Origin of the sequence: Sporofaciens sp. JLR.KK001, from assembly GCF_036941055.1 — a bacterium.
In the GTDB taxonomy this organism is placed as follows: Bacteria; Bacillota; Clostridia; order Lachnospirales; family Lachnospiraceae; genus Sporofaciens.
The window spans coordinates 4,624,327-4,636,895 of sequence record NZ_JAYMNO010000001.1; the positions used below are offsets into that span (position 1 = coordinate 4,624,327).

Consider the following 12,569-nt stretch of genomic DNA (forward strand, 5'->3'; position numbering starts at 1 on the left):
TGATATAAATATTTCTAAACAAACATCTTTTGATAAGGAGCTATAACCCCTTACACTATATCTCTGCCTGAATAATATGCCCAAAATTCATCTCATCTTTGAAAAGATCATATATATATTCTGAACTTTCCGAATACAAACCTGTTTCCTTATCTTGCAACTTTTCAAATACTTCCGAATTATAAAATTTATTCATTGCTTCATCGTATTCAATATTCTGATCTGTGGCAAGCATATCAACAATATCCTGAACTATATATTCTATTAATTGGTCTTGTTTACTCATACTAATCATCCGCCTTTCGCAAAAGCCTAATCCCCTTTTCCGTGTGAAAAGAATATTGTGAAGATGTTTTCTTATATATCATTCCTCTCAGTAATGTCTCAAAATCAATAATTTCATTTTCATACTGACGAAATAGTAATGCCATATTATCATCTGCGACAGGACCGATAACAATATCGTATTTATTATCTCTGTTACACAGAGTGTTAACTTCATCTGTAAATGCTCTATTCCTATTACTCATCACAAATTTTGCCCATTCTTCTGTTGTTTGTATTCCAAAATCCTTAATTTTGATATCTGACATTTTTCTGAAGTCATCTTGTATTTCAAACGTATTTACGACTGGAGAACCTCCATAAATTCTAGCCACTCTTTTCGCCATCTGTTTTGCTTGTTCTTCTATATCTGTTAAATAAAAGCCTTTTCCAAAATCTTTATAAGGTCTGCACATTGCTAAATTGATACTTTCTATCACAACATTACTTCCATGGTATAATCTCATATCACACCTCCGTTTTTACGGCATAATATTCCCAAATCTTCCACTATTGTTCCAAAATCTAATGTGTGTTCCACTTCATAATTTTCTTTTATAAAAGCAATGCCTTTAAATTGAAAAAGATAACGGAATGATTCTTGTATACTGAGATTATGCTGTTGAGCAAATTCATTTACACACGCAACGGTAAAACCAATCTTTTTTTTCTGTTCACTCATTCAAAACCTCCCGCTTTCTATTCTTTGTTGCTATTCACATCCATTTAAAGTATACTGAAACACATCGTAAGCCAAACCATTTTTATATCATCACACTGCGTATAATTTATTCTTTTGCCAGTCTAATTTTTCTTCAAAATCTTGTTGATAATTTAAACAAACATATTTTGCAACATATATTTCTTAATTTTCACTAATTCATCACGCTTACGTTGGTGAAGGGTGATGAGGTGGCCGAGCCAACGTAAGTAGGTGCCGATTTGCTCCTGCTCCTCCAATGATTTAGGGTACTGAATTTTCGTATCCTGTAAGGCTGATTTTGAAATCGAAGTCACCTTTATACCCTGCATAAGTGGCAGAAGCTGTCTGTGATAATCATCCGAGTTCAGATAGTATCCGAGATATCCAGAGGCAAAGTTAAACAGCGGTCGGCAGGGGATAGTATGCAGCCCAGCGATAATTTTTTCATCACTCACCCCCGCTATTTCACTGCATTTTCCGACTGTTTCGTCCTCGGCGGTGTCTGCAATAACGATATCTCCATTTTGTAAAAATGAGTCTCTGTACTTTGCCAAGACCAACTCGTCTACTATCATGGGGAGAAGTTCCTTCTTCACATCTAAAATTTCACCAAATTTAACCAAAATATCTCCGTAATGAACATTCTTCGCAACACCATTTTCCAAAGATAGCTCCGCTCTTGATAGGGTATTATTCCGCAAACTATAAAGTGTTTCCCCCAGCTTACGCTGTTCCCAATCGCCAGTAAATCCTTCAAATCGAATTTCTGGAACTTTCATCCCATTTTGTGGAAACATTTTTTGAAGCATATATTTTTTTAATTTTTTAGTCTCATCACACTTACGCTGGTGAAGGGTGATGAGATGATCTAAGGCCGAGAAATAATCGCCTATTTTCTGTTGCTCCTCTTTTTGACATGGACATAAAAATTCAAAGGCATTCATCTGTGCAAGGCTAAGATTAGGTTGTGCCCCAATACTTTTGCTTTGATTTATATATATTTCCATTTGCTTGGATGTTAATGAAAAATAAACAAAATCTCTATTTATATTTGTTTTCAATCTAATTATCGCCAATGCCTGGTTAGTGTTTGCAGGCAAGATATTTCCAGTAATTACGGCACATTTACCCACCGTTGCTCCTGCAATTGCAAATACAATATCATCTTCTTTAAGAATAGATCGAGCTAATTCTCTCTTGTGAATTTCCTCAGAAATGGCAGAACATAATTCTTTTACAACTCTTTTTTCTCTTAATGCTTCTATCTTTACAAAAGTTACATCTCCATCCTCACAAAAACAGGAGGGAGTTGTTCCCTTAGTAATCAATTCAGAATAATCTCCTAACTTACGCTGTTCCCACTCTTCAGTAAATCCTTTAAAGCGAATTTTTGGTTTTCCCATATTTATCACCCCTCAATCATTTCCACAAGACAGTTTATAGACAACATAATATCCTGATCAGAAGATGTTAAATCCTTTAAGCAAGATAACACTTCATTCTGTGTCTTTTTTATCTCATCATCCGTCTGTTTCATTTCTGTCAAAAGTTCATTTAAATTAATCTCTTCTTCTTTTTCAAAATTATCCACATACCTTGGAATATTAAGGTTGAAATCGTTCTTCTCAATATCTTCAAAGCTGGCAAGATATGATTCCTTGTCTATTGTTTCTCGTTTGTGATACAAATCTACAATGGCATCTATATGCTCGTCAGTCATTGTATTTTGTTTTTTACCCTTATCAAATTTTTTCGAAGCGTCTATAAACAGGACATCTCTTCCATCTCTGTGTTTCTTTAAAACAACGATACAAGTTGGAATTGATGTATTATAAAATAAATTTGCCGGCAATCCAATTATCGCATAAATATTTCCAGAACGTAATAATTTTTCTCGAATTTTTCCTTCTGCCGCTCCTCTGAATAACACACCATGCGGTAATACAATTGACATTGTTCCATTATTTTTCAGATGATACAGACCATGTAACAGGAAAGCATAATCAGCTTTTGACTTCGGCGCCAGAACTCCATAATCACTAAAGCGTTCATCTTGCAGAAAACCAGCGGCTGCACTCCATTTTGCTGAATATGGCGGATTCATCAATACCATATTAAAATCCGTTTCTTCTTCCGTTGGCCAGTCACTGTCTAAAGTATCACCATTTCTCAGCCTTTGATTTTCCGGTGCTATACCATGCAAAAACATGTTCATGCGTGCCAGATTATATGTAGATGTCATCAATTCTTGTCCGTAATATTTAATATAAATTGACTCTTTTGCATATTTTTTAGCATTCAATAGAAGAGAACCCGAACCCATACACGGATCATAAACGGACAGACCTTTTTTGTTCTCCTGTCCGGAAATAGCAATTCTGGTCAATATTTTGGAAACAGCCTGCGGTGTGTAGAATTCCCCAGCTTTTTTTCCAGTTTCAGACGCAAATTGGCCAATCAAATACTCATAAGCATTTCCTAAAACATCTGTATCTGTATTCAATAAATCTGCTTTGTCAATTTCTTTCAACAGACTGGCAATTGTGTCACTTTGCTTTTGATCACCCGTTCCCAAGCGATTAGAATACAAATCAATATCTGTAAATAGATCCGCAAACAATGGATCACTTTGTTCGATATTATTAAATGCCTTCTGTAATTGCTCACGGTTAAAAGAATTATTCCGCGCTGCCTCCGCAAAATTTGTGTAAGTTAATTCCGGCTCAATCACATAATGGCAAGATGATTTTATTTCATCCTTCAATTCTTCTGCACTTTCATCTTCTAAAGCATCAATATATACATTCAAAGCAATTTTCAATGTTTCTGGTTTTTCATCACAAATCAAATCATAGACCTTTATTAAAAAAGAATCTGATAAATACTTATAAAAAACAATCCCTAAAAGATAGTCTTTATATTCATTTGCATCCATTTTTGAACGTAATATATCTGCTCCGCTCCATAATACGCTAATCAAATCTTTACTGTTTTCCTGCTCCGCCATTCTATTATCCTCCATACTATGTCTAGAGCAGTCTCGGAAACTCTTTAAGCCCGAATTTCCGCTCTTTTTTCATGTTCTTCTTTTTTGCTTTCCTCCATATCCCGGAAAACATTTTTGTTAAATTTTCAAAAAAGTATTGACATATAAGTCAAAATGTGCGGCGCGTTTGGTGACCATATACGCCAGTCACCAAACGCGCCCCTTGTAGTTAAGAAGCGTCTGTGCCACACGCACAGCATTAAACTAAACTACTAGGAGGTGCACTTTATGATCAAGTACTGGCAGTCCATGCAAGATTACAAGTACTTTCTCAACGAATCCAAAGTCCATTTCGATTCCTCTGAAAGAGTCCGGCTCCATACGGAGCTTTGGAAACCTTGGCAGAAACTCCGCCTTTTCGATACCGATAAGGCCATGGAGTTCCTTCTGCCCTTTTACTCCAACACTGGCAGGCCCGCTAAGAACCAGCCACAAATCTTAAGGTCTTTTATCCTTTTCTTTCTTCTATTTTCAGAAGGTTTGGCCAAGCTATCCCTTACCCTTTGGGTCGACAGGCTCAAACATGACCGCCTCCTTGCCGCTCTCATCGGCTGCACTACGGATTCCCTGCCGCCCCTCGGTTCTTATTTTGACTTCATGGACAGGCTCTGGACTGCACCGCCAACGGACTTATATGCGCGGGACAAACTGCTTCCGGCTTCCTGGAACACCAAAAAGCCGGATAAGCCCAAAGGCAAAAAACAGAAAGCACAGGAGGCAAAGCCCAAAATCACAGAATCTATCGAAAAACGGCTCATGAGCGGGAAGGATATCCCTTTTAACTTTGAAGGGCGGCTGCAGCGCTTCTTCTATCACGTGGCTGTCCTGCCTTCCATGGAATCCGGTCTCATACCAAGGGAACACCTTACGGTTTCCGGAGACGGCACCGCCGTGCATACCCATGCCTGCCCACGCGGGCACCACAGGGTTGGCGCACCGGAAAACCTGCGGCATTTCCCCGACCCCGATGCTTCCTGGGGCTGGGACAGCGACCTGGAAAAATATTACTTCGGCTACACTTTGTTCCAATTATCCTGCTATAACAGTGAACTCAGGACAGATCTCCCCCTGCTTCTGCGTTTTACCAGTGCAAAGCGTCATGATTCGGTCAATTTCCTTGTCGCTTTCCATGAACTAGAAAAACATATGCCGGCTGTTTCCACCTCGAATATGTGCCTGGATTCTGCAATGGACAATTACCCCACCTACCGGATCCTTAAAAACAGGGGAATACGGGCCTTCATCGACCTGAACGACAAATGCGGCCGGCCAAAAACAATTCCTGATACCATCACCATTGACAAAGATGGAACGCCCTTATGTCAGGAAAAACTGCGCATGAAGCCTAACGGTTATGACAAATCCAGCGGTTACCTCATGTGGCGCTGCCCCTATGGGAAAGATCACTGTTCCAAATGTAAAAACTCCTGCACCGATTCCAAATATGGGAGAGTCGTCAAAACCCGGCCCGAATGGGATATCCGGCTTTACACCGACGTCCCCCGCGGCACAGATGCTTATAAGAAGATTTATAATCAACGCACCGCCACGGAACGTATCAACAACCGCATCCTCAATGATTACGGACTGCACCGTATGTTCATACACACAAAGGAGCATTATTCTTTCATGACAACCATGATTGGAATCTGCATCCATCTGGATGCCCGCTATAAACAGCAGGTGCAGGCAGTGGCATAAACCAAGTTTCCTGCTTCTGGATTCTTTCAGGCCTGTTTTCCGACAGGTTTTAAAGTCATGCACATTTTTATTCTTTATGCCCTCTGGACTGCTCAAGCCCCATAATCATCCATCCCTTATCCCTCTCATTTCTGAAAATCAACCCTTTCCTGCTTATTCTCTATTGAGTTTCCGAGAGTGCTCGTCTAGAGCGGTCTCGGAAACTCTTTAAGCCCGAATTTCCGCTCTTTTTTCATGTTCTTCTTTTTTGCTTTCCTCCATATCCCGGAAAACATTTTTGTTAAATTTTCAAAAAAGTATTGACATATAAGTCAAAATGTGCGGCGCGTTTGGTGACCATATACGCCAGTCACCAAACGCGCCCCTTGTAGTTAAGAAGCGTCTGTGCCACACGCACAGCATTAAACTAAACTACTAGGAGGTGCACTTTATGATCAAGTACTGGCAGTCCATGCAAGATTACAAGTACTTTCTCAACGAATCCAAAGTCCATTTCGATTCCTCTGAAAGAGTCCGGCTCCATACGGAGCTTTGGAAACCATGGCAGAAACTCCGCCTTTTCGATACCGATAAGGCCATGGAGTTCCTTCTGCCCTTTTACTCCAACACTGGCAGGCCCGCTAAGAACCAGCCGCAAATCTTAAGGTCTTTTATCCTTTTCTTTCTTCTATTTTCAGAAGGTTTGGCCAAGCTATCCCTTACCCTTTGGGTCGACAGGCTCAAACATGACCGCCTCCTTGCCGCTCTCATCGGCTGCACTACGGATTCCCTGCCGCCCCTCGGTTCTTATTTTGACTTCATGGACAGGCTCTGGACTGCACCGACAACGGACTTATATACGCGGGACAAACTGCTTCCGGCTTCCTGGAACACCAAAAAGCCGGATAAGCCCAAAGGTAAAAAACAGAAAGCACAGGAGGCAAAGCCCAAAATCACAGAATCTATCGAAAAACGGCTCATGAGCGGGATGGATATCCCTTTTAACTTTGAAGGGCGGCTGCAGCACTTCTTCTATCACGTGGCTGTCCTGCCTTCCATGGAATCCGGTCTCATACCAAGGGAACACCTTACGGTTTCCGGAGACGGCACCGCCGTGCATACCCATGCCTGCCCACGCGGGCACCACAGGGTTGGCGCACCGGAAAACCTGCGGCATTTCCCCGACCCCGATGCTTCCTGGGGCTGGGACAGCGACCTGGAAAAATATTACTTCGGCTACACTTTGTTCCAATTATCCTGCTATAACAGTGAACTCAGGACAGATCTCCCCCTGCTTCTGCGTTTTACCAGTGCAAAGCGTCATGATTCGGTCAATTTCCTTGTCGCTTTCCATGAACTAGAAAAACATATGCCGGCTGTTTCCACCTCGAATATGTGCCTGGATTCTGCAATGGACAATTACCCCACCTACCGGATCCTTAAAAACAGGGGAATACGGGCCTTCATCGACCTGAACGACAAATGCGGCCGGCCAAAAACAATTCCTGATACCATCACCATTGACAAAGATGGAACGCCCTTATGTCAGGAAAAACTGCGCATGAAGCCTAACGGTTATGACAAATCCAGCGGTTACCTCATGTGGCGCTGCCCCTATGGGAAAGATCACTGTTCCAAATGTAAAAACTCCTGCACCGATTCCAAATATGGGAGAGTCGTCAAGACCCGGCCCGAATGGGATATCCGGCTTTACACCGACGTCCCCCGCGGCACAGATGCTTATAAGAAGATTTATAATCAACGCACCGCCACGGAACGTATCAACAACCGCATCCTCAATGATTACGGACTGCACCGTATGTTCATACACACAAAGGAGCATTATTCTTTCATGACGACCATGATTGGAATCTGCATCCATCTGGATGCCCGCTATAAACAGCAGGTGCAGGCAGCGGCATAAACCAAGTTTCCTGCTTCTGGATTCTTTCAGGCCTGTTTTCCGACAGGTTTTAAAGTCATGCACATTTTTATTCTTTATGCTCTCTGGACTGCTCAAGCCCCATAATCATCCATCCCTTATCCCTCTCATTTCTGAAAATCAACCCTTTCCTGCTTATTCTCTATTGAGTTTCCGAGAGTGCTCGTCTGCTATTTTGTTCTAATCTTGTCCTTTCCCAAACCGTACCTCGCAATCCTTTCGGAAAAATGATATCCCATAACAATCAATCATCCGATATCCTTCCGCACGCAGTTCTTCCACATATCTTTTATCATATATTTGCTGCAGCGCCTTTTCTGCGTCATTTTCCAAATCAGCGATCGAACCAGATACTTTCAATTCTAAAACGAATGATCTCCCTCTAAGAGACGGGCTTTTCACCATAATATCAGAACGCCCATTCCCCGATTCACGATACGATTTCACCAGATAATTCTCACTCTGGCTCAATATTCCTGTCAGGAAATCATGATAAAAGCAGACACTTGAGTTCTGTCTTTTAGAACTCTTAGTGGTCGCTTTCCCTGTGGGCAAGTTTTCCACACTATCATAAAAACTAATGGTATGAAAGAGCTGACCATTTAATATATCCGTCATCTTCTGGGCGTCCCCCTCTTCCATTGCCAGATACAGATCATGAAAATCTTCTTTCTTTATAACAGCTTTCAGCCAATTCAGAATCGTATTCTGATAAATCGTTTTTACTTCTATATTCGGTATACGCGCCCGTAAAAAGATAGAAGATTCTTTAAAATACTCACTCTCTTTTGTAAGATACCCTGTAAAATAGAGAAAATTCCACAAGTTCTCTCCGTTACTATACATATCCTCATAGGTAACTTCTTCATGAACCCGGATGTCTAAAGTTCCTCCTTCTAAGAGCCTTTCAATCTGCCCTTTTGTTTCACGGTCAGCTCTGATTATCAACTCTTTTATAATGTCGTTAGAACTGGTATTAATCCAATACGGATGTGGAAATGCTCCTACATCTGAATATAGATCGTATAAAAACTTAATCACGCTCCACGGGTTATAAACTTCCATATCACCAAATAAATATCCATCATACCATTCTTTCATTGTCGAAAAACGGCTTTCCACTTCATAATAAAACATCATCCGGTGAACTTCTTCCTCCGTAAACCCAAAATGCTGGTTTGTCTTTAACGCAGACTCAAACAATGAGCGGATAAAATTTACCATTTCTTCATAGAATCCTCGAAAATAAGCGTTCTCAAGCGGAACATCATATTCATCTATCAAGACAACTGTTTTTTTATCCGTCGCCAGATAAAGACATTTACATAAAAATACTAACGCTCCGGAATAATCATCATATTCTGCCTTCCGGTCGGCAATTTTCTCAAACAGTTTCTTATCCTCTCCACTAATTTTCTCGCTCGTCAATATATACTGATGTCTCTGGAACTCGTCTGCGATTGCATTCCTCATCTTACCATATGCTGATTCAAAAGTTGGTTACTTTGCTGATTTAAGCGTCAGATTAATGACCGGATACTCTCCCATATGTTCCACATATTCTTCACCTTGTTCCATAATCTTTAAGCCTTGAAAGAGCGATTGATTCTCCTCATTTTTCTTCGCATCCCCTGTATCCTCAAAAAATAACGGAGCATACTTAGATTCAGTGTCTTTCCAAATCTTCTTGGACGAGTAAACAAATTTACTTCTCCCTTTAAATCCAGCAACTCTTTGATAAACATAGTCTTATCTATATAGCAATAACCATCTTTTATTACTTTTTCAAAGTTATCAACACCTATCGGTAATGGTTTCTTCTTCATCATCCCTCCGTTATAATGCTGTTTTCCATATTATACCCTATCTCTTGCTGTTTCACAATCCGTTTCCATTGCTCATAAGCAAAGCCAGCTCTGAGAATACCTTCCGTATTCCCAGAGCTGGCTCATGATATCTATTTGATTCCCCATATCAACCGTTCTATTTTGTTATAACCATATCTATGGTACTCTTGCTAACCCCAAACGCTTTCGCCGTCTGCCTCACCGTTGCCTTATTCTCAATGATATAATATGCAATCTCTACTGCCCTTTCCTCGATATAATCCTTCATTTATAAACCCCTGCACTCATTGTTTTTACAATGTATGCAGAGGTTTATTTTCATATTCCTTTTTTAGCAAACACAGTTTCAAGCATATCCCGATCTGAATAATCTTATCCCTGAGTTCCTTTCTGATCTATGAATCACAACCCAGATCAAACCGAAGCAATCGTAATAAGCTCCACTTTGGGTTTAAATCCCGGTACTCCCGCCGGCGGTGCCCCCATATGAATATCACCACTGTTGATTACCATCAACTCTCCGGCCATTACACGGTTCTTCTTTCCATTCACAGTGAATTCAGCATTTCCAAGCAAAATCAGGTTCAATTCAATATCCTTATGCCAATGCAGCGGTACATAACATCCTTCATCCCTGAGCGTCCAGCTCACAAATACCTGGCCACCTTTCTTACATCCGCACAATCAGTCCGTCAAGATTCATCCGGGGCAGTCATGCCAGATACCATTCATCGTTGATCCCGTGTACTCGTCCGATGATAACAATATGCAGCCATTCTGCCGCCTCCCGTATAAAACACCATACAAAACCGTAAGCGGCCACATTATATTTTTGAAAAAGGCAGGCGCAATAAATAGTTTATATTCTTTCCTTTTTGAGTTCTTCATATGCAATACGTTCTCTGGTAAATCCCTGACCATTCACCTCGTTAATCTGATTAATGGTAAGAAACGCAAACGGATCTGTTTCACAGACCATCTCTTTCAAAGCAAATAGTTTGTGTCTTGGAATCACACACATAACTCCTTTCTGTTCTTCACCGCTATATCCCGTCTGTATGTGAAAAAGCGTCACTCCGGCTTCTATGTCCTGCAATATTTTTCCCTGAATCTTTTTATACTCTCTTGAAATAATCATCACCTGCATAGAAACCTTTCCATTCGGAACAACTTTATCAATCACAACCGTTGCCAGAAGAGTCAGTATAATCCCATAAAGTATTTGCTCCATATCAGAGAAAGAAGCCTGTATGCCTAAAACCACAAAATCTACCATATACACCGTGACGCCGACTGAAAGGGAAGTTTTTTTGTTTGCTATCAGGGCAATAATATCCGTTCCCCCCGTCGATCCTCCGACTCTTACCACAATCCCCATGCTAACGCCTACAAGAAGTCCTCCAAAAATGGCAGACAACAGTATATTGTCTGTCATAGTTGTGATTCCTGGAATTTTCTGTAACAGTTCAAGAAATAAGGGATAGATAAATGTACTCAATAGAGTTTTCTTAACGAATCCTTTTCCCAGAATAAACCATGCTATGATAAGCAATATACTGTTCAAGCTAAAGACGATGATTGAAGTCCGAATTCCCCAAAAATGATTCCCGGCAATTCCCAAGCCGGTAGCTCCTCCCATAGGAATCCCTGCCGGAACAATAAAAGCAACCACGGCAAGCGCCAATATTGCATTCCCGGCTGCAACGCCCAATAAATTCATTAATTTTTCGCTGGTGCTCTTTTTCATTTTATCATCATCTCTATAATCTTCTTATTCGTTTCTTTCATTCCTTCCTTGCCGAGTATTCCTATATTTTCAATCGTCCGATCAATTCCTTCCGCCACAATCCCTTCCCCCGCGCAGAATTCCTGTTCATTCAGATACATATAATACCCGACAATTCCTGCTTCTACAGATGATGCGATTTTCGCTGCGCAAGACGCTTTTGCGCCGTCACAGACTATGCCGGATACGATTGCAAGCGCATTCACGACCGTATGCTTGATTTCCTCATACCCGCCTCCATGCAGATAAGCGATTCCCGCTCCTGCGGCGGCGCCTGCGCTGACCGCCCCGCAATATGCAGATAATGTCCCGATTCCTGCTTTTATATAAATAGCCGTAAGATTAGACAACAATAATGCCCGATAAATCTTCTCGATATCACAATTCAGACTTTCTCCATAAACCAATATCGGAACAGAACAGGTAATGCCTTGATTGCCGCTTCCTGAATTGATCACGACCGGCAGTCCGCAGCCGTTCATCCTTGCATCAGAACCGGCTGCAGCCATCGCTTTTGCGCGTACCTGCACAGCATCGCCTTCCATTTTAAGCAATATACTTCCGATATTTGCCCCATAATTTCCGCGTATACCTTCTCTGGCAATCTTCATATTGCATTCTATCTGTTTATCCAGGGTTTCTTTCACATCTTCAATATCTGCACATCGGACAAATTCCCATATATTCTCCATGGAAAGAACGTCCCTGTTCGCTTTTTCTATTTTCTCATCTTTCAAATCGTCACGGATGAATTCCCAGTTTTTTTCTATCTGAACAATATTGGTATGATAATCTGTAATCCTGACGCTTGCCTGGGAATGTTCCTTATAAACACATACGGACAAATCAAATGTACGCCCTGTCTCCTGATATTCAACTTTGATATCTGCCTGTCCCAAATAACCTTTAATACGCTCTATGTCCTCCGACTCTATCTCCGAAAGAACTTCCAGTTTTTTGTTCTCATTTCCACAGACAACGCCGGCCGCGGCTGCGGCCTCTATTCCTCTTAAACCGCCGGTATTGGGAACAACAACGCTTTTTACGTTTTTAATAATGCTTCCGCTTGCCTTCACTACAATCTTTTCCGGCAATTCCCCTAATACCGCCCTTGCTCTTGCGGCCGCATAAGAAATCGCGATGGGTTCCGTGCATCCCATGGCTGTAACCAGTTCTTCTTTCAGAATCTGCACATATATCTGATAAATATTATCCTCTCTTTTCATTCTCACATCTCCGTA

General features: G+C 41.2%; 12 protein-coding genes and 1 pseudogene. 2 read left to right on the forward strand and 11 right to left on the reverse strand.

Annotated elements, in window-relative coordinates; genetic code table 11:
• Window positions 1-55: 55 nt before the first annotated feature.
• From VSQ62_RS23555 to VSQ62_RS23575, 5 genes are all read right to left on the reverse strand, one after another.
• Window positions 56-286 (reverse strand): hypothetical protein, encoded by a 231-nt coding sequence (locus VSQ62_RS23555; RefSeq protein WP_334637158.1) that lies wholly within the window; start codon window positions 284-286, stop codon window positions 56-58.
• Window position 287: 1 nt separating this feature from the next.
• Window positions 288-791 carry a DUF3990 domain-containing protein gene (locus VSQ62_RS23560; RefSeq protein ID WP_334637159.1) on the reverse strand — a complete coding sequence of 168 codons (504 nt, stop codon included), beginning with the start codon at window positions 789-791 and terminating at the stop codon, window positions 288-290.
• The gene (locus tag VSQ62_RS23565; RefSeq protein WP_334637160.1) at window positions 788-1,006 is read right to left on the reverse strand and encodes a DUF3791 domain-containing protein; all 219 of its coding nucleotides are present in this window, start codon (window positions 1,004-1,006) and stop codon (window positions 788-790) included. The genes VSQ62_RS23560 and VSQ62_RS23565 overlap by 4 nt, the downstream gene beginning before the upstream one ends.
• A 152-nt stretch (window positions 1,007-1,158) precedes the next feature.
• On the reverse strand, window positions 1,159-2,430 hold the full coding sequence (locus tag VSQ62_RS23570) for a restriction endonuclease subunit S (protein WP_334637161.1): 1,272 nt from the start codon (window positions 2,428-2,430) through the stop codon (window positions 1,159-1,161).
• A 5-nt stretch (window positions 2,431-2,435) separates the two neighbouring features.
• Complete coding sequence (locus VSQ62_RS23575; protein ID WP_334637162.1) at window positions 2,436-4,034, reverse strand: type I restriction-modification system subunit M; 1,599 nt, start codon at window positions 4,032-4,034, stop codon at window positions 2,436-2,438.
• 267 nt (window positions 4,035-4,301) lie between these two features.
• Here VSQ62_RS23575 and VSQ62_RS23580 point away from each other — a divergent pair, with 267 nt between their 5' ends.
• Both VSQ62_RS23580 and VSQ62_RS23585 read left to right on the forward strand, forming a co-directional pair.
• Window positions 4,302-5,774, forward strand: coding sequence for a transposase (locus tag VSQ62_RS23580; protein WP_334637163.1), 1,473 nt, complete (start codon window positions 4,302-4,304; stop codon window positions 5,772-5,774).
• A 430-nt stretch (window positions 5,775-6,204) separates the two neighbouring features.
• The gene (locus VSQ62_RS23585; protein ID WP_334637164.1) at window positions 6,205-7,677 is read left to right on the forward strand and encodes a transposase; all 1,473 of its coding nucleotides are present in this window, start codon (window positions 6,205-6,207) and stop codon (window positions 7,675-7,677) included.
• Between the two features lie 198 nt (window positions 7,678-7,875).
• Here the strand turns inward: VSQ62_RS23585 and VSQ62_RS23590 are convergent, their stop codons facing one another.
• The 6 genes and pseudogenes from VSQ62_RS23590 to VSQ62_RS23615 all read right to left on the reverse strand — a co-directional run bounded on the left by VSQ62_RS23590 (window position 7,876) and on the right by VSQ62_RS23615 (window position 12,554).
• On the reverse strand, window positions 7,876-9,168 hold the full coding sequence (locus VSQ62_RS23590; RefSeq protein ID WP_334637165.1) for a PD-(D/E)XK nuclease domain-containing protein: 1,293 nt from the start codon (window positions 9,166-9,168) through the stop codon (window positions 7,876-7,878).
• A 110-nt stretch (window positions 9,169-9,278) separates the two neighbouring features.
• Window positions 9,279-9,524 carry an AAA family ATPase gene (locus VSQ62_RS23595; protein WP_334637166.1) on the reverse strand — a complete coding sequence of 82 codons (246 nt, stop codon included), beginning with the start codon at window positions 9,522-9,524 and terminating at the stop codon, window positions 9,279-9,281.
• 157 nt (window positions 9,525-9,681) lie between these two features.
• Window positions 9,682-9,810: pseudogene (locus tag VSQ62_RS23600) on the reverse strand (sporulation transcriptional regulator SpoIIID); the annotation flags it as partial.
• A gap of 146 nt (window positions 9,811-9,956) precedes the next feature.
• Window positions 9,957-10,193 (reverse strand): cupin domain-containing protein, encoded by a 237-nt coding sequence (locus tag VSQ62_RS23605; protein ID WP_334637168.1) that lies wholly within the window; start codon window positions 10,191-10,193, stop codon window positions 9,957-9,959.
• A gap of 208 nt (window positions 10,194-10,401) precedes the next feature.
• Entirely contained in the window at window positions 10,402-11,289 is an 888-nt protein-coding gene (locus tag VSQ62_RS23610) for a YitT family protein (RefSeq protein ID WP_016219431.1), read from the reverse strand.
• Entirely contained in the window at window positions 11,286-12,554 is a 1,269-nt protein-coding gene (locus VSQ62_RS23615; RefSeq protein WP_334637169.1) for an L-cysteine desulfidase family protein, read from the reverse strand. The genes VSQ62_RS23610 and VSQ62_RS23615 overlap by 4 nt, the downstream gene beginning before the upstream one ends.
• Between the last annotated feature and the right edge of the window lie 15 nt (window positions 12,555-12,569).